Source organism: Streptomyces sp. CNX435 (assembly GCF_059570575.1).
In genome coordinates this window covers 99,818-120,135 of sequence record NZ_JCANTA010000008.1, presented here as the reverse complement: position 1 = coordinate 120,135, position 20,318 = coordinate 99,818, and the positions used below count along the sequence as shown (strand labels likewise).

Below are 20,318 nucleotides of genomic sequence, written 5' to 3'. Positions count from 1 at the left end.
TCCTCACGTTCTTTGCGGATGGTGGGCGTGTCCGTGGCTCAGTCGTGAGCGTGAAGCGGCTTGCCGGCGAGCGCGAGATGGGCCTCGCCGAGCGCCTCGTTCTGCGTCGGGTGCGCGTGGACGAGCTGCGCCACCTCGGCGGGCAGCGCCTCCCAGTTGTAGATCAGCTGCGCCTCACCGACCTGCTCGCCCATGCGGTCGCCGACCATGTGCACGCCGACCACGGGGCCGTCCTTGACCTGCACGAGCTTGATCTCGCCCGAGGTCTTGAGGATCTTGCTCCGGCCGTTGCCCCCCAGGTTGTACTTCAGTGCCACGACCTTGTCGGCACCGTACGTCTCCCTGGCCTTCGCCTCCGTGATGCCGACGGACGCGACCTCCGGGTGGCAGTACGTCACCCGCGGGACGCCGTCGTAGTCGATGGGCACCACGTCCAGGCCGGCCAGCCGCTCCGCGACCAGGATGCCCTCGCCGAAGCCCACGTGCGCGAGCTGGAGGACCGGCGTCAGGTCGCCGACGGCGGAGATCGTGGGTACGTTCGTGCGCTTGTACGCGTCGGTCAGGACGAAGCCGCGCTCCATGGCCACGCCCTGCTCCTCGTAGCCGAGACCCTGCGAGACCGGGCCGCGGCCCACCGCGACCAGCAGCAGCTCGGCCTCGAACTCCTTGCCGTCCGCGAGGGTGACCTTGACCCCGTCCTGGGTGTACTCCGCCTTCTCGAAGAAGGTGCCCAGGTTGAACCCGATGCCGCGCTTGCGGAAGGCCCGCTCCAGCAGCTTGGAGGTGTTCTCGTCCTCCGCCGGGACCAGGTGCTTCAGGCCCTCGATGATCGTTACGTCGGTGCCGAAGGACTTCCACGCGGAGGCGAACTCCACGCCGATGACGCCGCCGCCCAGCACGATCGCCGACTTCGGCACCCGGTCCAGGACCAGGGCGTGCTCCGAGGCGATGATGCGGTCGCCGTCGATCTCCAGGCCCGGCAGCGACTTCGAGTACGAGCCGGTGGCGAGCAGCACGTGCCGCCCGCTGTACCGCTGCCCGTTCACGTCCACCGAGGTCGGCGAGGACAGCCGGCCCTCACCCTCCACGAGGGTGACCTTGCGGGAGGCGATCAGCCCCTGCAGGCCCTTGTAGAGGCCGGCGACCACGCCGTCCTTGTACTTGTGCACGCCGGCCATGTCGATGCCGTCGAGCGAGGTGTTCACTCCGAAGGATGCGCCTTCGCGCGCCTGGTCGGCGAGCTCCCCGGCGTGCAGCAGCGCCTTCGTCGGGATGCATCCGCGGTGCAGGCAGGTGCCGCCCACCTTGTCCTTCTCGATCAGGGCGACGTCAAGACCCAGCTGGGCACCTCGCAGGGCGGCGGCATAGCCGCCGCTGCCGCCTCCGAGGATCACCAGGTCGAAAACGGTGCTGGCGTCGTTCGCCACGTCACGTCCTCCATGCATGTGCGCCGGTGGCCGGCCGTGGTGCGGCCGGGCGGCGGCTCCTTTACGGCCGCTCTACTACTGAGGCCCTGTCCTGCCATCAGCCATCTTCGCACTTGTCGCCGGAAGCCGGAGACGCGGGCCGCACCCCGCCGGCCCCGAGGCGGGCCGTCGGCGGGGTTGCGGGGCACGTCAGGCCAGGTCGCCGTGGGCCGCCTGCTCCGCGATCGCGACCAGCGTGCGCACCGCAGAGCCGGTGCCGCCCTTGGGGGTGTAGCCGTACGGGCCGGAGGTGTTGAAGGCCGGGCCCGCGATGTCCAGGTGCGCCCAGGTGATGCCGTCGCCGACGAACTCCTCCAGGAAGAGCCCGGCCACCAGCCCGCCGCCCATCCGCTCGCCCATGTTGGCGATGTCCGCGATCGGCGACTCCATGCCCTTCTTCAGCTCGGGCGGCAGCGGCATCGGCCAGGACTGTTCGCCCGCCGCCTCGGCGAGCATGTGGATCCGGGTCCGGAAGGTGTCGTCGTTGGCCATGATCCCGAACGTGCGGTGGCCCAGGGCCAGCACCATGGCGCCGGTGAGCGTGGCCACGTCGATCATGTAGTCGGGCTTCTCCTCCGACGCGGTCGTCAGCGCGTCCGCGAGGACGAGCCGGCCCTCGGCGTCGGTGTTCAGCACCTCGACGGTCTTGCCGCTGTACATGCGCAGTACGTCGCCGGGGCGGGTGGCGGAACCGGACGGCATGTTCTCGGCGAGGGCCAGCCAGCCGGTGACGTTCACCGGCAGCTCCAGCCGGGCGGCGGCACAGACCGCGGAGAGCACGGCGGCGGCGCCGCTCATGTCGCACTTCATCGTCTCGTTGTGGCCGGGGGGCTTGAGCGAGATGCCGCCCGAGTCGTACGTGATGCCCTTGCCGACCAGCGCGATCGTCTGCCTGGCCTTCGGGTGCCGGTGCTCAAGACGGACCAGCCGCGGCGGGGTCCGCGAGCCCTGGCCGACGCCGAGGAGGCCGCCGTAGCCGCCCTTGGCGAGCGCCTTCTCGTCGGTCACCGCGACCTTGAAGCCGTGCTCCTTGCCGGCCTGCTGGGCGGCGGCGGCGAAGCGGGTGGGGTCGAGGTCGTTGGGGGGGAGGTTGACCAGGTCGCGGGCCCGGTTGACCTCCTCGGCGAGCACGGTGGCGCGCTCGACGGCGGTGCGGTGCGCCTTGTCGCGCTTGGCGCCGAGGAGGGCGATCTCGGCGAGCGGGGCCTTGGCGCCGCCGTTCGCCCTGCCCTTCGTCACCTTGCCGCCCTTGGCGCCCTTGCCGTCGCCGGCGCCGGCGTCCGCGCCGCCGCGGTAGGCGGTGAACGCGTACGCGCCGAGCAGCGCGCCCTCCGCCACGGCGGCGGTGTCGTCGGCGACGTCCTGCGGCAGCGCGAACGCGGCCTTCTTTACACCCGCCAGCGCGCGGGCCGCGCTGCCCGCGGCGCGGCGCAGGGCCTCCGTGTCGTACCCTGCCCCCTTCTCGGGCGCGGCGCCGAGGCCGACGGCGACGACGAGGGGCGCCTTGAGGCCGTCGGGCGCGGGCAGCTTCGTGACCTCGCCCTCGCCGCCGGACGCCCCGAGGGCCTCCAGCACGGCGCCCAGCTTCCCGCCGTACGCGGCGTCTACCGCCTCCGCGCCGGGCGCCGGGACGGGACCCTTGGGGCCCTTGGCGACACCCACGACGACGGCGTCCGCGCGCAGGCCGGCGACGGACGAGGAACTGAGAGTCAGAGCAGTCACGGTGGTTCGGATCCATTCTCGGGCGAGGGCTCGGGGGTGCATGGCGCATCGTATGCGGTACGACCCGCGCCGCGGGCGCCGGATCGACGGCGGGTTTCCCCGCGTAGGGGCAGGTGGCGGGGACCCGCCGCCGCCCGCCGCGGGCGCCGTCAGCGGGGTAGCCAACTGCTGGCCGGATAGTGTGCACGAGGGTGGTGTGACTCGATCGTGTGATGGTCGGCTGGGCTTGCGGTGGCCCGGGCCGTTCGGGCTACGGTGATCGTGCGATCTGGGACGCGGGTACGGTGCCAGCGTGCGGGGCCCCCGCTCCACCGGAGTGATGGTTCGGGGCTTCCCCGTCGCCCTCTGGCCGTGCCCACATGGCCAGGTCGTGAGGGAACCGGCCTCCCGGGATCGGACCACGGACAGGATCCGTGTCGCTGCCCCGGGGTCGAGTACGCCGGGGACATGGGGGTACCTCCCACGCCCTTCAGGCAGTGGGGGAGCGCTCAAGACCGTTCGGGGCGTGCGGCCGAGCGGAGTCACTCCCGCTCAGTCCACAGGAACGGTATGCGGCGTGTGTATGTACGTCGCCGGGGCGCGGGGTGCGGGGCCGTGCCCGGGCGCGGGCGGGATCCGTTCAGGCGCCCAGGACCGCGGCGACCAGGGCGGCGGTCGCGGCGGTCTCGGCCAGCGCGCCGAAGACGTCGCCGGTGACCCCGCCGAGACGGCGTACGCAGTGGCGCCGCAGCAACTCGGCGGCGGCCAGCGCGGCGGCGACCGCGAGGGCGGTGTGCAGTGCCGCAAGCGGGCCGGAGAGGACGCCGACCGCCGCGGCGGGGACGGCGGTGGCCGCCGCCGCGCAGGCCGCGGCCGTACGGGCGGACAGCACCCCCGCCACCGCGGCGCCCAGGCCCTCCGGGCGGGCCGGCGGGACACCGGCGCGGGCGGCGAGCGCGAGCGCCGCGCGGGCGGCGACGGCGGCGGCGGTGACGGCGATCGCGGCGCGGACCCGGGAGCCGTCGTCGTACAACTCGTACACCGCGGCGACCTGCCCGAGCAGCACCAGCAGCAGCGTGATCACGCCGAACGGGCCGATGTCCGAGCGCCGCATGATCCGCAGCGCCTCGGCGGCGGGCCGGCCGCTGCCCAGGCCGTCGGCGGTGTCGGCGAGCCCGTCGAGGTGCAGCCCGCGCGTCAGCACGGCCGGCGCGGCGACGGTCGCCACGGCGGCGACGGCCGCCCCGGCACCCGCGAGCAGCAGCAGCCCGCCGGCGCCGGCGGCGAGCAGCCCGAGCACGAGCCCGACGAGCGGCGCGGCGAGCATCCCGCCGCGCGCGGCGGCGCGGTCCCAGCGGTGAACGCGTACGGGCAGGGCGGTCAGGGTCCCGAACGCGAACCGCAGCGCGTCGCGGAGTCCGGCGGTGCCGACGGGGTCCACGGAGCTGGCCGGGTCCGGCGGTTGGGCCGGTTCGGAAGTCCCGTCCGGTCCCGGCGAACCGGTCGAACCCCCCGCCGGTCGGGGTGTGCGGTACCCGGCCGGGTCGGCCCCGGCCGGAGGGTCGGTCCGGTCGGCCGCGTCGGGGCTACCGGCCCCGTCCGCCGGGCCGGGCCCGGCGGTCTCGTACGACTCGTCAGCCCGCCCCGTGCCCCGCGCCCCCACCGGGTCCGCCGGATCAGGTGATGTCGTCAACCGCGTCCTCGGCCGGGCCGTCCGCCGGCCCGGCCGCGTGCTCCGGCAGGTCCGCCCACAGCTCGGCCGCCGCCTGCAGGAACGGCAGGGCCAGCAGCGCGCCGGCGCCCTCGCCCGTGGTCACCCCGTGGTCGAGCAGCGGGTCGATCGCGATGCGGTCCAGCGCCTTCTCCTGCGCCGGCTCGCCGCTCGACTGGCCGGCCAGCCACCAGTCCGGTGCGCGGAACGCCACCCGCTGGGCGACCAGCGCCGCCGCGGCCGAGACGACGCCGTCGAGCACGACCGGGGTGCGGCGCACCGCCGCCTGCAGCAGGAAGCCCGTCATCGCCGTGAGGTCCGCGCCGCCGACCGTGGCGAGCAGCTGCAGCTGGTCGCCGAGCACCGGCCGGGCGCGGCGCAGCGCGTCGCGGATGGCGGCGCACTTGCGCATCCAGGCCAGGTCGTCGATGCCCGCGCCGCCGCGGCCGGTGACCACGGAGGCGTCGGTGCCGCAGAGGGCGGCGACGATCGCACCGGCCGCCGTGGTGCCGCCGACGCTGAGGTCGCCGAGGAGCAGCAGGTCCGTACCGGAGTCGGCCTCCTCGTCCGCGATCGCCATGCCGGCCCGGAACGCCTCCTCGGCCTCCTCGGCCGTGAGCGCGTCCTCGACGTCGATACGGCCCGACCCGCGGCGTACGCGATGGCGGGTGACGTCCTTCGGCAGCGACTCCGGGTCGCAGTCGAGCGCCATGTCGACGACCCGCAGGCCGGCGCCGAAGCGGCGGGCGAGGATCGCGGTGGCGCTGCGGCCGTCGAGCGCGGCGCGGGCCAGCGCGTCCGCGGTGCCCGCGGCGCGGCCGGAGACGTCCAGCTCGGCCACGCCGTGGTCGCCGGCGAAGAGCACCAGGCGCGGCTCGGCGACCGGCTTGGCCGGTACGCCGCCCTGCGCCGCCGCCAGCCACTCGCCGAGGTCGTCCAGGCGGCCGAGCGCGCCGGGGCGCGGGCCGTGGGTCGCCCGCCACTCCTCGGCGTCGCGGCGGACAGCCGAGTCGGGGCGGTCGATGTCGTTGATGAAGTCGTCCAGATTCAGGCCGCTCACGGGCGCAGGTTACCCGCCGGGCCCGCCGCAGGCTCCGCTGCCCCCGGAGTTGGCCGCCGGGAGCGGGCGCGGACGAGGCCGCTCCGGCGGACCGTCTCCGCGGTCACGACGGCCGGTGCCCGGTCGGCCGCGCGGGCGCACCCCCGTGTCCGAGCCGGTGCCGACCGGGCCGCGTCCTCGCCACGATGGTGTCGGGCGCCGGGTGCCGGACACCGGGGCCGTCGAAGTCCGTCGAAGTCCGTCGAAGTCCGTCGCAGGGCGCCGCGCGTGCGGGCGGCACCCCCGGCCCCGCACCGCCGCAGCGGACCCGTGCCCGCCGCACCGGCCCCGGCCGGGTCCACCGCGGCATCGATCACCCGCGCAGCACCAGCACCTGGCCCGCCACCACCAGCAGCACCTGCTCGCACTCCGCCGCCACCGCCGCGTTCAGCCGGCCCAGCTCGTCGCGGAACAGCCGGCCCGCCGGGGTGGCCGGGACGACGCCCGAGCCGACCTCGTTGCTCACCGCGACCACGGTGCGGCGCGCGGCGCGCACCGCCGCGACCAGCTCGTCGACCCGCGGCCGTACGTCGCCGCCGTCCCACGCCTTCACCTCGTCCATCGCGTCCGTCAGCCACAGCGACAGGCAGTCGATCAGCAGCGGCGGCCCGCCGGCCGCGGCGAGCAGCGGCACCAGGTCGCAGGTCTCGGTGGTCCGCCAGCCCGCCGGCCGGCGCTCGCGGTGGGCCGCGATCCGCGCCGCCCACTCGGCGTCGCCGTCGCGGGTGCCGCCGGTGGCCGCGTACTCGACCGCCGGGAACGCGGCGAGCCGCCGCTCCGCCTCCACGGACTTGCCGGACCGGGCCCCGCCCAGGACCAGCGTGCGCCGCGGCACGACGGGCAGGTCCGGGCCGTAGCCGGCGACGAGGGCGTGCCCGTCGGGTACGGCCCGGGCCCCGGCGGCGGCGAGCCGGCGGCGCAGCTCGGGGCCGGGCGGCGGGGTGGGCCCGGCGGCGTCGCCGGAGTGGCCGCCGAGGTGGACGGCGACGACGTCGGTGGCGGCGGCGACGGCGCCGTGGGCGCGGAGCCGGGCGAGGGCGTCCGGCCGCCCGGCGACGTCGAGCAGCACCAGGTCGTACGGGGCCACCGGCCCCTCCAGACCCGCCGGCGCGGCACCCGGCGGCAGATACAGCAGCCGCCGGCCGCCCGGCCCGGTGATCTCGTACCCGGTGCCGGGGGAGTCGACCGCGACCGCCCGCACCCGGTGCCCGCTGATCAGCGTCACCTCCTGCCCCTCCGGCGCCCGCGACGGCGCCGGCACGCCCGCCGGGGGCGCCACGGCGGGGCCGTCGTGCGGATGGCTGAGTAGCACCTGCATGACGCCGGACAGCGTCCGCCCGGCGCGCGCCGCGGCGAGCGCGGCGCCCGGCGTGAGGTCGAGCAGCACGATGCCGTCCACCAGGACGGACGTCGCCGCGCGCGCCTCGGGCCCGACGGCGGCGGCGCACGCCGCGCAGGGGCAGCCCGGTCGCGGCAGCCCGGCGGGCGCACCGGTGCCGAGGAGGGTGATGTCCACCCCCCGATCGTCTCGCGGGCGGCGGGGCCGCGCCCGAGCGGGTCTGCGCTTAAGTGCTCTCCGTTACGCTGCGAGCGCACTATCCGGCGTGGGACGGAGGCAGGCATGGCAGCGTGGACCTGGCGGTTCGAGAAGGCCGATGGCACAGCGGCGACCCCGGCGGTGGAACCGGAGGACTTCACGACCCAGGGCGACGCCGAGTCGTGGATCGGCGAGTACTGGAAGGACCTGCTGGAGGGCGGCGTCGAGCAGGTCAGGCTGCTGGAGGACGGGGCCGAGGTCTACGGCCCGATGAGCCTGGAGGCGGCCGACGGCGCGTAGCGGCGCCCCGGCCGGCACGCCCTCCGGACGGCGGCACGGGGCGGTACGGGGCGTACGCGGCGGAGACTCCGCCCCGTACGCCCGCCGGCGTCAGGGCCGCTCGCCCCGCTTCACCTGCGGCTTCGGCAGCCGCATCCGGCGCAGCTGCAGCGTGCGCATCAGCGCGTACGCCTTGGCGCCGCGGTGGCTCTCGTCCGGGAAGCGCTCCTTGAGCTGCTTCTTCACCCGTACGGTGATCGCGATCGAGTCGAAGACGATCAGCACGATCACGAACAGCCAGAGCAGCAGCGAGATGTTCTTCAGGCCCGCGGACGGCGTCATGCTGAGCATGAGGATGACGATGGCCATGGGCAGGAAGAACTCCGCCACGCACCACCGCGAGTCCACATAGTCACGCACGAACTTGCGCACCGGGCCCTTGTCCCGGGCCGGCAGATAGCGCTCGTTGCCCGAGGCCAGCGCCTCGCGCTGGCGGGCGAGGTCGGCCCTGCGGGTCTCCCGCGCGCGCTTCGACGCCTCCTTGCGCGTCGCCGGCGTCTTGGCCATGGCGCGGCGCTGCGCCTGCGACTCGCTGCGCTTGGGCGTGGGCCTGCCCTTGGGCGCCTCGGCCGGACGCGCATATCTGGTCTCCACCGCGTCCCTCACATCGGACTCGGCGGACTGGTCATCCTTGGAACGGCTTCCGAACACAGGCTCAAGAATAGGGGCAGTCGGGTGTACGACCCAGACCGCCGGGGAACGATCCGGCAACGGCGTGCGTGTCACTACCTGTGGGGGCACGTGAACGGACAGCCCCTACGGTCGTCTACTCCCTGGGCGGGAGGGCGGACCCCCGGCGGTTCGTCCTGCAGGAGGAGCGCATTGGCGCCCAGGCAGTGCGGTAATGGAAGCAGGGCCCGTACTGTGGGTTCTGCAGAGTATGTGCCGAGGCTGAAGTCCGTCAGAAGGGGGCGCGCGAGGCCCATGAGCGGTGTCATGAAGCGGATGGGGATGATCTTCCGCGCGAAGGCCAACAAGGCCCTGGACCGGGCCGAGGACCCGCGCGAGACCCTCGACTACTCGTACCAGAAGCAGCTGGAGCTGCTCCAGAAGGTGCGCCGGGGCGTCGCCGACGTGGCGACGTCGCGCAAGCGCCTGGAGCTGCAGCTCGGCCAGCTGCAGAACCAGTCCGCCAAGCTGGAGGACCAGGGCAAGAAGGCCCTCGCCCTCGGCCGTGAGGACCTGGCGCGCGAGGCGCTGTCCCGCAAGGCGGCGCTGCACCAGCAGGTCACCGACCTGGAGACGCAGCACCAGACCCTCCAGAGCGAGGAGGAGAAGCTCACCCTTGCCGCCCAGCGGCTGCAGGCCAAGGTGGACGCCTTCCGCACGAAGAAGGAGACCATCAAGGCCACGTACACGGCGGCGCAGGCACAGACCCGTATCGGCGAGGCGTTCTCCGGCATCTCCGAGGAGATGGGCGACGTCGGCCTGGCCGTGCAGCGGGCCGAGGACCGTACGGCGCAGATGCAGGCCCGCGCCGGCGCGATCGACGAGCTGCTGGCCTCCGGCGCGCTGGACGACCCGACGGGGATGGCGCAGGACGACATCTCCGCCGAGCTGGACCGGCTCTCCGGCGGCGCGGACGTCGAGCTGGAGCTGCAGCGCATGAAGGCCGAGCTGGCGGGCGGCCCCGCCGAGCAGCAGCAGGCGATCGAGGGCGGCCAGCAGGGTGCCCAGACGCCGCCGCAGCAGCAGGCTGCTCCATCGGAGACGCAGCAGACGCAGGCGCCGCAGGACGCCCCGCGGTTCGACAAGCAGTGACCGCCCCTCGACGGGCTCGGAAGAACGGGAGAAGGCCGTGATCGTACGGATCATGGGGGAGGGTCAGGTGAAGCTGGACGACGACCACTTCGCCGAGCTCAACAAGCTGGACGACGAGCTGCTCGCCGAGATGGAGAGCGGCGACGAGTCCGGCTTCCGGCGTACGCTCGGCGCCCTGCTGGACGCCGTGCGCTCGATGGGCACCCCGCTGCCGGACGAATCGCTGGAGCCGTCCGAGCTGATCCTCCCGGCGCCCGACGCCTCCCTGGAGGACGTGCGGGAGATGCTCAGCGACGACGGCCTCATCCCCGGCTGAACCACGCGAGCCCCGGCTGAACCCACGCACGCCTCGGCCGCTCCCCGCCCCGGTCGTCCGGACCGGGGCCGGCCCTCCTCTGCAGGCACCGCTGCCGTGACCCACCTCGCCGCTCTGCCCCGCTGGCTGCGGGCGCACCCCCGCGCGGCCGACGCCCTGCTGGCGGCGGCCGTGCTGGCCGTCATCCTCATCAGCGCCGTCTACCCCGACCGCGGGGCGCACGCGCCGCCGCCGGCCGACCTCGGCCCGGTCGAGGTCGTGCTCGCGACCGCGGCCAGCGCCGCCCTCGTCCTGCGCCGGCGGGCCCCGTGGGCCGTGCTCTCCGTCACCATGGCGCTCACCATCGCCCACGTCATCGCCTCCGCGGGCGACCCGCGCTCGCCGATCGCGCTCAGCGCCGTGGTCGCGCTGTACACCGTCGCCGCGCGCACCGACCGGCACACCACCTGGCGCATCGCCCTGTTCACCATCGGGGTGCTGACGTTCGCGATGATGCTCTTCGGCGACCGCCCCTGGTACGCGGACGAGAACCTCGGGGTCTTCGCCTGGACCGGGATGGCCGCGGGCGTCGGCGACGCCGTGCGCAGCCGCCGGGCCGTGGTCGCCGCCATCCGCGAGCGCGCCGAGCGGGCCGAGCGGACCCGCGAGGAGGAGGCGCGGCGGCGGGTCGCGGAGGAGCGGGTACGGATCGCGCGCGAGCTGCACGACGTCGTCGCCCACCACATCGCGCTGGTCAACGTCCAGGCCGGGGTGGCCTCGCACGTCATGGAGAGCCGCCCGGACCAGGCGAAGGAGGCCCTGGCGCACGTACGTGACGCCGGCCGCACCGCGCTGGAGGAGCTGCGCACCACCGTCGGGCTGCTGCGCCAGTCCGGCGACCCGCACGCGCCCACCGAGCCGGCGCCCGGGCTGGCGATGCTGACCGAGCTGGTGGACGGTTTCGTACGGGCCGGCACGCCGGTGTCGGTGGAGGTCGCCGCGGAGCTGGGCCCGCGCAAGACGGCGGTGACCACGCGGGTGGAGCGGGCGGCCGAGGTCGTCGGCGCGCTGCCGGCGGCGGTGGACCTGGCGGCGTACCGGGTGCTGCAGGAGGCGCTGACGAACGTGCGCAAGCACGCGGGCGCGGGGGCACAGGCGGTGGTGAGCCTGTCGCGGGAGCCGACCGGGCTGGAGGTCACGGTCCGCGACGACGGCCGGGGTGCGGACGCCGCGGAGCCGGCCGGCGGTGGCCGGGACGGGAGCGGCGAGGGCGAGGCGAGGGCTGGGAGCGCCGGGGAGGACGCCGGCGGCGGGCGCTCGGGCGGGCTCGGGCTCGTCGGCATGCGGGAGCGCGCCGCCGCGCTGGGCGGCCGGTGCGCGGCGGGCGGGCGGGCGGACGGCCGGGAGGGCTTCGAGATACGGGTACGGTTGCCGCTGCCGGTGGCCGGCGACGCGGACGGCGGCCGGGCGGCGGGCGGGACCCCGCGTGAGACGGATCCGGGCGAGACGGACCCGCGCGGGACCGGCCGGCGTGAGACGGGCTGGTGCGGGACCGGTCCGCGCGAGACGAGCGGGACGTCCGGCGGCACGGGCCGGGCACCCGGCGAGGCGATCAAGGAGCAGGGGTGAGCGAGGTCCCGCCGCCGCGGACGCGGCCGATCCGGGTGGTGCTGGCGGACGACCACGCGCTGATGCGCAGCGCGTTCCGGGTGCTGGTCGACTCCGAGCCGGACATGGAGGTGGTCGGCGAGGCGGGCGACGGCGCGGAGGCGGTGCGGCTCGTCCGCGAGGAGCGGGCGGACCTGGTCCTCATGGACATCAGGATGCCCGGCACCGACGGCCTCAGCGCCACCCGGACGATCTCCGCGGACGACGGCCTGCGCCATGTGCGGGTGGTGATCCTCACGACGTTCGAGGTCGACGACTACGTGATCGAGGCGCTGCGCGCCGGCGCGTCCGGCTTCCTCGGCAAGGGCGCGGAGCCGGCCGAGCTGCTGGCCGCGATCCGGGTGGCGGCGGACGGCGAGGCGCTGCTGTCGCCGGCGGCGACGAAGGGGCTGATCGACCGGTTCCTGGCGGGCGGCGGCACCCCGGCGGGCGGCGCGGCCGACGGCGGCGGCACCCCGGCGGACGCGGAGCGGCTCGGCGCCCTGACGAGCCGGGAGCGCGAGGTGCTGAGCCTGGTCGCGCGGGGGCTGGCGAACGACGAGATCGCCGGGCGGCTGGAGGTCAGCCCGCTGACGGTGAAGACGCACGTCAACCGGACCATGGCCAAGCTCGGCGCCCGCGACCGGGCCCAACTGGTGGTGCTCGCCTACGAGTCGGGCCTCGTCCGCCCCGGCAGCTAGGGCCTAGGGCCCGTATCCGCTACAGGAGCAGGCCCGACGGGAGGTACGGCGCCGGGGGGCGCATGCCCCGTACGCAGATGTAACCCCGCGTCGTCAGCTGCAGCCCCGCCGCCAGCCCCACGTCCACCGCCCAGTCCTGATCGGCCGTCAGGTGCGCGACCTCTGCCGCCGCCCCCGGTGCGAGGCTCAGCAGCGCCGCCGTCAGCAGCCGCGCCGCGATCCGCCGCGACGTCGCCGCAAGCAGCTCCACCCGGCCGTCGCGCAGGTACGCGTACCCGCTGCCCGCGAGGTCGTCGGCGACGATGCACTGGAAGTGCCGCAGCAACTCGGTGTGGTCCGGGCCGTGGGCGCCGCCGCGCAGCCTGCGGTCCACGGAGTCCATGAGGTCCCGCTGCCCCGGCCCGCCCTCGACGACGGCGCCGGTCGGCGGTTCGAGGCCGGCGTGGTCGACGGTGCCGACCAGCCGCATGGCGGGGTGCAGGGTGAACCCCGCGGCGCGGTAGGCGCGGGCGGCGTGCGGGTGGCGGGAGGCGCAGATGAGGCCGCGCAGGCAGCCCTGCCCGTACGCGAGCGTGCGCGCCAGCAGCGCCTTGCCGAGCCCCTTGCCCTGTGCCTCGGGCACGACGACCAGCAGCGACAGCCCCCAGGTGCCCTCGCGTCTGGTGGACAGCGCCGCGCCCACCGGCCGTCCCGAGTCGTCCATGGCAAGCCAGCAGCCGCTGGGGTCGGTGCGCGCCAGGTGCCGGATGACGCTGCGGAAGAGGATCGCCTCGTTCTCGTCGGGCTCCTCCGGCGCGTCGCCCTTGGCGGCGTTCGAGGCGGCGAACCCCGTGTCGCTGGTGAGGCGTACGGCCTCGATGTCGTCCTTCGTGTCGCGGACCTGGCGCAGGATCATGCGGTCAATCCTCCGCCCTGCGCCGGGCCCGCGTCACCCCCCGTACCCCCTCGGGACGTCAGGGCAGCGCCAGCATCCGCTCCAGCGCCAGCTTGGCGAAGTCCTCGGTCTCCTTGTCGACTTCGATGCGGTTGACGACCTTGCCGTCCGCCAGCGACTCCAGCGCCCAGACCAGGTGGGGCAGGTCGATGCGGTTCATCGTGGAGCAGAAGCAGACGGTGCGGTCGAGGAAGACGATCTCCTTGTCGGGGTGCCGCTTCGCCAGCCGGCGGACGAGGTTCAGCTCCGTGCCGACGGCCCACTTCGAACCGGCGGGGGCCGCGTCCAGGGCCTTGATGATGTGCTCGGTGGAGCCGACCTGGTCGGCGGCGGCGACCACCTCGTGCTTGCACTCGGGGTGGACCAGCACGTTCACGCCGGGGATGCGCGCGCGTACCTCCTCGACCGAGTCGAGGGAGAAGCGGCCGTGTACGGAGCAGTGCCCGCGCCACAGGATCATCTTCGCGGCGCGCAGCTGCTCGGCGGTCAGGCCGCCGTTCGGCCGGTGCGGGTTGTAGACGACGCAGTCGTCCGGGGACAGGCCCAGGTCGCGTACCGCGGTGTTGCGGCCGAGGTGCTGGTCGGGGAGGAACAGGACCTTGCCGGTCTCGCCGGCGCGCTGCGCGAACGCCCAGTTCAGCGCGCGCTCGGCGTTGGAGGAGGTGCATATGGTGCCGCCGTGCCGGCCGGTGAACGCCTTGATGTCCGCGGAGGAGTTCATGTACGACACGGGGACGGTGACGTCCGCCACACCGGCCTCGGTGAGCACGTCCCAGCACTCGGCGACCTGCTCGGCGGTGGCCATGTCGGCCATGGAGCAGCCGGCGGCCAGATCGGGCAGGACGACCGCCTGCGCGTCGGAGGTGAGGATGTCCGCGGACTCGGCCATGAAGTGCACGCCGCAGAAGACGATGTACTCCGCCTCGGGGCGGGCGGCGGCCTGCTGCGCGAGCTTGAACGAGTCGCCGGTCACGTCGGCGAACTGGATGACCTCGTCGCGCTGGTAGTGGTGGCCGAGGACGAAGACCTTCTCGCCCAGCCGCTCCCGGGCCGCGCGGGCCCGCTCGACCAGCCCGGGGTCGGAGGGCGCGGGCAGGTCGCCGGGACAGTCGACGCCGCGCTCGCTGGCGGGGTCCGCCTCTCGCCCGAGCAGCAACAGGGCAAGGGGCGTGGGGGTCACATCAAGGTCCTGGGCGGTGGTCACAGCGCACTCCACCCTTTCTCTTCGGCTCTCGGCGGGCTGCCGTCGCATCCGTTTTCGTCAGAATGACGTTATTAATCATAACCCCTTCGCGTCAGGTTGACGATGGTGCTTGCGTCAATGTGACGAATGCCGCCGTGCGTTCCGCCCGGCCGGTGCGCTCCGCCCAACCGGTGCGCCCCGGCCCGTACGCCGTCCACCTCCGACCACGGGCGGATGACCCGAAGTGGTGGCGTATGCGAGCATGAAGGGAGCAAGAACGCGCGCCCCCGGCCGGAATGAATCGGGAGCGCGGCCGGTTGGACTCGATCGGCAAGCAGTCCACAACCCGGGAGACATGCGAATGACCGTTCAGGGCGAGACCACCGCAGTCGACGGCATCATTCTGTCCGACGCCGCTGCGGCGAAGGTCAAGAGCCTGCTGGAGCAGGAAGGCCAGCCGGATCTCAAGCTCCGCGTCGCCGTTCAGCCCGGTGGCTGCTCCGGCCTGCGCTACCAGCTCTTCTTCGACGACCGCGACCTCGACGGCGACGTCGTCAAGGACTTCGGCGGCGTCTCGGTCGTGACCGACCGGATGAGCGCTCCGTATCTGGGCGGCGCGTCCATCGACTTCGTCGACACGATCGAGAAGCAGGGCTTCACGATCGACAACCCGAACGCCACCGGCTCCTGCGCCTGCGGCGACTCCTTCAGCTGACCCCGGCTGACGGCACCCGCCCGGAGCGCACGCGGGCCCTGGGTCCCAGGCCCGTACCGGCATGAGGAAGGCGGCGGAAACCCCCACGGTTCCGCCGCCTTCCCGCTTGTGCGGGCGATACGCCCGGCCGGCAGGTTTCTGCTACTTCGCCGCCACCCTGTCGCCGCTGTCCGCGTCCACGACCTTGCGGCCGTCGAGCGGCGAGGACAGCTCCACCGTCTCCGTGAAACGCTTCGCGATCTTGATGCAGACCTGGCCCGGCTCCTTCTCCGTGCCGGTGACCCGCACCGTCACCGCGCCGCCCGACTCCTCGGCGGACGCCGCGTAGTCGGTGCACACGCCGCCCCAGAAGTGCAGCTTCAGGGTGCGCCCGTCCACCGAGTACGACTCGACGCCCACGGCGGTCTCCGCCGCGCCGCTGTCCGGCCGGTCCGCCGGCGCCGACGACGGCGGCTCGGCGGGCGGGTCCGCGGGCTCCACCTGGCCGGGCGAGCCCGGCTCGGAGCCGTTCCCGGAGCCGGAACCGCTGCCGGGGGCGCTGTCGGAGCCGCCGCCCGCGCTCGGCTCGGCGCCCGGGGCGGACGTCGGCGGGGCGGGCTCGGGGGTCGGCGTACCCGGTTCGGCGGCGGTGACGTACTCCGGCGCGACGGCCAGCTGCGGCCACACGATCGCGCCGGGCCTGCCGCCGTGGAACGGGGTCGGCGAGTCGCCCGTCACCTGGAACAGCCAGGACGGCACCAGCGCCGGCCGCCCCTCGACGGACTGCGCGGAGAGCCCGAACTCGGCACCGCGCACCTTCGTAGGCTCCAGCTTGCCCGTGCACGGGTCCGCCTTGCCGGCCGACGGCCGGTCCGGCTCGGTGCCCTTCTCGTACGGCACCGCCGAGGCGCACGCCTGCACGTGCCCCAGGTTCTGGCGGGCGCTGTCCACGCCGCCCCCGCCTGCCTTGTTCAGCTCCTTCAGCGCCGCGTCCGCCGTGACCACCGGGTACGTGTGCCCCTCGGCCGGCTCGACCAGGTAGCCGTTGCCGCCGGTCACCTGCCCGTCCCCGCCGATCTGCAGCGACGTCTGCCAGCCCGTCGTCGGCAGCCCGCCGACGACGGGCTCCGCGGTCACCGTGCGCAGGGCCCCGAACGGCTCGGCCGACGCCACCTCGGCGTCCTGTTGGCCCACCGCCGCGAGGACCGGCTCCGCGGCCTCCTGAGCCGCGGACTCCGGCACCGGCTCGCCCGCCTGCGGATCGGGGAGGGTCTCGGGGGCCGCCGCGCAGTCGGTCGACGACACCGCGGCGTCCGGGTCACCGCCGTCCCGGCCGGCGCCGTCCGGCTCCGCCGGCAGCGGACTCTCGCAGGCGCTGACCCCGTACTTCTGGAACGTCCACGCGCCCGGCGCCGCCGCCTCGACCTGCAGCAGCGGGCCCTGCCCGTCCCGCGAGACGCCGACGCGCCAGCCGCCGCCCTCCCGCCGGGGCTCGCCCGGCAGGCCCAGCGCCTCCGCGAGCCGCGCCACGTCGGCGGCCCCGACCCGGCCCTCCGGCTCGTACACCGGCGCCTCGTCCGGCCCGTCGGGCAGCTCGCCGACGGCCCGCAGCGGCTTGCCGCCGGCCGACGCCGCGGACTCCACCGAGAGCCCGTCGAGGCGCAGCGGCGGCGGGTCCTCGCCGTTGCCGGAGCCGTCGGAGGCCGCGCCGCCGTCGCCCGTCCGGTCCACCACGTACGCGACACCGCCGCCGGTCAGCATCACCGCGGCGGCGACGGCGACGGCCATCAGCGCCCCCGGCCGCCGCCGGCCGCCGCCCGGGTCGCCCGGGTCGTCGGCGTGCCGGCCGTCCGGCCCGCGCTCGGCGCCGTGCGCGTAAACGGGCTCGGGTTCGGACCCGGGCTCGCGCTCGGGCCCTGGGGTGTGCTCGGTGCTCACCGTTCGGCTCCTTCGTCGGGGATGCCGATGGGACGCCGGTCACGCGCATCCGGTTCCCACCGGGAGCCGACCGGGCGGAACGGTCAGTCGCCGTACTCGGACATGCCGCGGAGGAGGTCCGCGGACGTCGTCGGCACCATGATCCGCGCCAGGCCGCTGACCGACCTGTCCGGCACGTGTCCCGCGGACGGTCTCACGTGCTCCGACCAGTGCGGCGCCATCCGGGCACAGTCGGTGCGCAGCTCGGCCAGGCCGCCGTCCAGCTCCAGGGGGGCGGTGCCCCCGAAGGCCGGCGGCGGGAGGGGGGTGGCGGAGGGCCGCATGTCCTTCTGCATGTCTCGACCGTACGCACCCGCGGCGACGAGGGGTAAGACCTACTATCAGGTAGTTTTGGCCGGGTCGAATGGCCTCCGGACGCGCACATCGGCCGGTAGCGTGAGCACTACCCGCGTTACCTGCCCCGCCTACAGGAGCGTACGCCGTGCATATTGCCGTTTCCGGCTCCATCGCGTCCGACCATCTGATGACCTTTCCCGGTCGGTTCTCCGATCAGTTGGTCGCGGACCAGCTGCATACCGTCTCGCTGTCCTTTCTCGTCGACAAACTGGACGTGCGCCGCGGCGGAGTCGGACCCAACATCTGCTTCGGCATGGGCCAGCTGGGCGCCCGGCCGATCCTCGTCGGCGCGGCCGGCGCCGACTTCGTCGAGTACCGCGACTGGCTGGAGCGGCACGGGGTCGACACCGGCTCCGTACACATCTCCGAAGTGCTGCACACCGCGCGCTTCGTCGTCACCACCGACGCCGACCACAACCAGATCGGCTCCTTCTACACCGGCGCGATGAGCGAGGCCCGGCTGATCGAGCTGAAGACCGTCGCCGACCGCGTCGGCGGGCTCGACCTCGTCTCCATCGGCGCCGACGACCCCGAGGCGATGCTCCGCCACACCGAGGAGTGCCGCACCCGCGGCATCCCCTTCGCCGCCGACTTCTCCCAGCAGATCGCCCGCATGGAGGGCGACGGCATCCGCACCCTCACCGAGGGCGCCGCGTTCCTCTTCTCGAACGAGTACGAGAAGGGCCTGATCGAGTCCAAGACCGGCTGGGGAGACGCGGAGGTGCTGAGCCGCGTCGGCACCCGCGTGACCACGCTCGGCGCCCGCGGCGTGCGCATCGACCGCGCCGGTGAGGAGCCGATCCTCGTCGGCACCCCGGAGGAGGAGCGCAAGGCCGACCCGACGGGCGTCGGCGACGCCTTCCGGGCCGGCTTCCTGTCCGGGCTCAGCTGGGGCGTGGGCATGGAGCGGGCGGCGCAGCTCGGCTGCATGCTGGCGACGCTGGTCATCGAGACGGTGGGCCCGCAGGAGTACGAGCTGCGGCGCGGCAACTTCGTCGCGCGGTTCACCAAGGCGTACGGGCAGGAAGCCGCCGCCGAGGTGCAGGACCACCTGCCGGAGAGCGTGCGGGACTAGCGAGGCGTGTCCGGCGGATCGTCTCCGGAGCCGCGCGCCCGGAGACGATCCGAACGACAGGCCCTGGCCAGGACCAGGCGCCACGGGCGGCGGCGTCGGCAGCGTAGGTCTCGAACGGGACGGGTTCGCGGCCGAGGACGCGCCGCACGCCGTCGCCGGGCTGGCCGGGGACGCCGCGATCGTCCGCGGGCCCGGGCCGTTCGCGATGACCGACCGGCCGCGGGCGGCCAGGCCGGCGACGGCCGCCCCGCCGGGCGCCCCGGCGTACCCCTACGACGCGTCACGTGCGCGGGCGCCCGGCGGGAGGTACGTGCCGGGCGCCCGCGTACGTCCGGCGCGCACATCCCGTACGGCGCCCGCGGCGTACCGCGCGTCCCGTACGGACCGCGGCGCTCAGCTCGTGCGCCGCACCCGGTAGCCCGTGCCGCCTTCCGCCACCGGCTCCTCGCCCACGTACTCCTGCCCGCGCATCTCGCACCACGCCGGGATGTCCAGCCGCGCTGCCTCGTCGTCCGACAGCACCAGCACCGTGCCGCCCACCGGCACCCGGTCGAAGATCTTCGCCAGCTCGATCACCGGGATCGGGCAGCGCCGGCCGCGCGCGTCGACGACCGTGTCCCCGGCCGCCGGCGCCGCCTCCGCCGCTCCGCCCGCGGGCGCGCCCAGCTCCGCCCGTACCGCGGCGACCGTCGCCGGCAGCGCCCGCAGGAAGTCCGCCACGTCGTCGGCCGGCGTCCCCCGCGGCAGCGACACCCGCACGTTGCCCTCCGACAACACCCCCATGGCTTTGAGCACATGGCTCGGCGTCAGCGTGCTCGACGTGCACGACGACCCGGACGAGACCGAGAACCCCGCCCGGTCCAGCGCGTGCAGCAGCGCCTCCCCGTCCACGTACAGGCAGGAGAAGGTCACCAGATGCGGCAGCCGGTGCTCCGGGTCGCCGACCACCTCCACGTCCGCCACCGTCTTCGGCACCCGCGCCCGGATCCGGTCCACCAGCGCCCGCAGGCGGGCGTCCTCGTCCGCCGCCTCCGCGCGTACCGCGCGCAGCGAAGCCGCCGTCGCGACGATCGCCGGGATGTTCTCGAACCCGGGGGCGCGGCCCGACTCCCGCTCGTCCGCCGGGCCCGGGGGCGCGAAGCGCGTGCCCTTGCGCACCGCGAGCAGCCCCACGCCGGGCGGGCCGCCCCACTTGTGCGCGCTCGCCGCCAGCAGCGACCACGGCCCCGCGACCCGCCCCCAGCCCAGCGACTGCGCCGCGTCCACCAGCAGCGGCACCCCGGCGGCCCGGCACTCCTCGGCCGCCTCGGCGACCGGCTGCTCGGTGCCCATCTCGTGGTTGGCGGACTGCAGACAGGCCAGCGCGGTGTCGGCGCGCAGCGCCGCGGCGTACGCGCCCGGCGCCACCCGGCCGCCGCGGTCGACCGGCACGTACGTCACGTCTGCGCCGGCCGCGTCGTCGTTGTCCCCGCCCGCCGCGTTGTTGTTCCCGCCCTCCGCCCTGTGTACCTCGGCCGCATGGAGGACGGCGGAGTGCTCGACCGACGACACGACCAGGTGCCGGCCGGTGCGGCGGCGGCCGGCGAGCGCCCCGGCGATCCCGTCGTGGACGGCACGCGTACCCGAGGGCGTGAACACCAGCTCGTCCGGGCGGCAGCCGACCAGCTCCGCGGTCGTCTCGCGCGCGGCGTCCAGCAGCAGCCGCGCCCGGCGGCCCTCCCGATACAGCCGGGCGGGGTCGGCCCAGCCCTCGTCGAGCGCGGCGAGCAGCGCCTGCCGGGCGATCGGGTGAAGCGGGGCGGACGACGCGGCGTCGAAGTACGGCACCCGACCACGCTAAC

18 protein-coding genes are annotated in these 20,318 nt (G+C 75.0%); 7 read left to right on the top strand and 11 right to left on the bottom strand.

Annotation, left to right across the window (positions count from 1 at the left end):
- Window positions 1-38: 38 nt before the first annotated feature.
- The 5 genes from lpdA to T328_RS16215 form a co-directional block, all read right to left on the bottom strand.
- A complete protein-coding gene (gene lpdA, locus T328_RS16235; RefSeq protein WP_496496755.1) occupies window positions 39-1,427 on the bottom strand; it encodes a dihydrolipoyl dehydrogenase in 1,389 nt (462 codons plus the stop codon).
- 189 nt (window positions 1,428-1,616) lie between these two features.
- Window positions 1,617-3,188 (bottom strand): leucyl aminopeptidase, encoded by a 1,572-nt coding sequence (locus tag T328_RS16230; protein ID WP_496496754.1) that lies wholly within the window; start codon window positions 3,186-3,188, stop codon window positions 1,617-1,619.
- Between the two features lie 619 nt (window positions 3,189-3,807).
- Window positions 3,808-4,608, bottom strand: coding sequence for an adenosylcobinamide-GDP ribazoletransferase (locus tag T328_RS16225; RefSeq protein ID WP_496496753.1), 801 nt, complete (start codon window positions 4,606-4,608; stop codon window positions 3,808-3,810).
- A 235-nt stretch (window positions 4,609-4,843) separates the two neighbouring features.
- Window positions 4,844-5,938 (bottom strand): nicotinate-nucleotide--dimethylbenzimidazole phosphoribosyltransferase, encoded by a 1,095-nt coding sequence (locus tag T328_RS16220; protein WP_496496752.1) that lies wholly within the window; start codon window positions 5,936-5,938, stop codon window positions 4,844-4,846.
- 352 nt (window positions 5,939-6,290) lie between these two features.
- On the bottom strand, window positions 6,291-7,493 hold the full coding sequence (locus T328_RS16215; RefSeq protein WP_496496751.1) for a bifunctional adenosylcobinamide kinase/adenosylcobinamide-phosphate guanylyltransferase: 1,203 nt from the start codon (window positions 7,491-7,493) through the stop codon (window positions 6,291-6,293).
- A gap of 105 nt (window positions 7,494-7,598) precedes the next feature.
- Between T328_RS16215 and T328_RS16210 the strand changes: the two genes are divergently transcribed.
- Window positions 7,599-7,814 (top strand): hypothetical protein, encoded by a 216-nt coding sequence (locus tag T328_RS16210; protein WP_496496750.1) that lies wholly within the window; start codon window positions 7,599-7,601, stop codon window positions 7,812-7,814.
- 90 nt (window positions 7,815-7,904) lie between these two features.
- Here T328_RS16210 and T328_RS16205 read toward each other — a convergent pair whose 3' ends face one another.
- A complete protein-coding gene (locus tag T328_RS16205) occupies window positions 7,905-8,504 on the bottom strand; it encodes a DUF3043 domain-containing protein (protein WP_496496749.1) in 600 nt (199 codons plus the stop codon).
- Window positions 8,505-8,777: 273 nt separating this feature from the next.
- Between T328_RS16205 and T328_RS16200 the strand changes: the two genes are divergently transcribed.
- The 4 genes from T328_RS16200 to T328_RS16185 all read left to right on the top strand — a co-directional run bounded on the left by T328_RS16200 (window position 8,778) and on the right by T328_RS16185 (window position 12,257).
- Window positions 8,778-9,614, top strand: a complete 837-nt coding sequence (locus T328_RS16200; protein ID WP_496496748.1) for a PspA/IM30 family protein — start codon at window positions 8,778-8,780, stop codon at window positions 9,612-9,614.
- 37 nt (window positions 9,615-9,651) lie between these two features.
- A complete protein-coding gene (pspAA, locus tag T328_RS16195; protein ID WP_496496747.1) occupies window positions 9,652-9,930 on the top strand; it encodes a PspA-associated protein PspAA in 279 nt (92 codons plus the stop codon).
- A gap of 96 nt (window positions 9,931-10,026) precedes the next feature.
- Window positions 10,027-11,538, top strand: a complete 1,512-nt coding sequence (locus T328_RS16190) for a sensor histidine kinase (protein WP_496496746.1) — start codon at window positions 10,027-10,029, stop codon at window positions 11,536-11,538.
- Entirely contained in the window at window positions 11,535-12,257 is a 723-nt protein-coding gene (locus T328_RS16185) for a response regulator transcription factor (protein ID WP_496496745.1), read from the top strand. The genes T328_RS16190 and T328_RS16185 overlap by 4 nt, the downstream gene beginning before the upstream one ends.
- Window positions 12,258-12,276: 19 nt before the next feature.
- Here T328_RS16185 and T328_RS16180 read toward each other — a convergent pair whose 3' ends face one another.
- Both T328_RS16180 and nadA read right to left on the bottom strand, forming a co-directional pair.
- Complete coding sequence (locus T328_RS16180) at window positions 12,277-13,152, bottom strand: GNAT family N-acetyltransferase (protein WP_496496744.1); 876 nt, start codon at window positions 13,150-13,152, stop codon at window positions 12,277-12,279.
- Window positions 13,153-13,210: 58 nt separating this feature from the next.
- On the bottom strand, window positions 13,211-14,395 hold the full coding sequence (nadA, locus tag T328_RS16175; protein ID WP_496496743.1) for a quinolinate synthase NadA: 1,185 nt from the start codon (window positions 14,393-14,395) through the stop codon (window positions 13,211-13,213).
- 340 nt (window positions 14,396-14,735) lie between these two features.
- On the opposite strand from nadA, the gene T328_RS16170 reads away from it, so the two are divergent.
- Entirely contained in the window at window positions 14,736-15,089 is a 354-nt protein-coding gene (locus T328_RS16170; protein ID WP_027753766.1) for an iron-sulfur cluster assembly accessory protein, read from the top strand.
- A gap of 141 nt (window positions 15,090-15,230) precedes the next feature.
- Here T328_RS16170 and T328_RS16165 read toward each other — a convergent pair whose 3' ends face one another.
- Complete coding sequence (locus T328_RS16165) at window positions 15,231-17,006, bottom strand: hypothetical protein (RefSeq protein WP_496496742.1); 1,776 nt, start codon at window positions 17,004-17,006, stop codon at window positions 15,231-15,233.
- A gap of 83 nt (window positions 17,007-17,089) precedes the next feature.
- Window positions 17,090-17,341: a hypothetical protein gene (locus T328_RS16160; RefSeq protein ID WP_496496741.1), complete on the bottom strand. Its 252-nt coding sequence runs from the start codon at window positions 17,339-17,341 to the stop codon at window positions 17,090-17,092.
- 146 nt (window positions 17,342-17,487) lie between these two features.
- Here T328_RS16160 and T328_RS16155 point away from each other — a divergent pair, with 146 nt between their 5' ends.
- Complete coding sequence (locus T328_RS16155) at window positions 17,488-18,477, top strand: carbohydrate kinase family protein (RefSeq protein WP_496496740.1); 990 nt, start codon at window positions 17,488-17,490, stop codon at window positions 18,475-18,477.
- Between the two features lie 393 nt (window positions 18,478-18,870).
- Here T328_RS16155 and T328_RS16150 read toward each other — a convergent pair whose 3' ends face one another.
- Entirely contained in the window at window positions 18,871-20,304 is a 1,434-nt protein-coding gene (locus T328_RS16150) for a cysteine desulfurase/sulfurtransferase TusA family protein (protein ID WP_496496739.1), read from the bottom strand.
- Window positions 20,305-20,318: the final 14 nt, after the last annotated feature.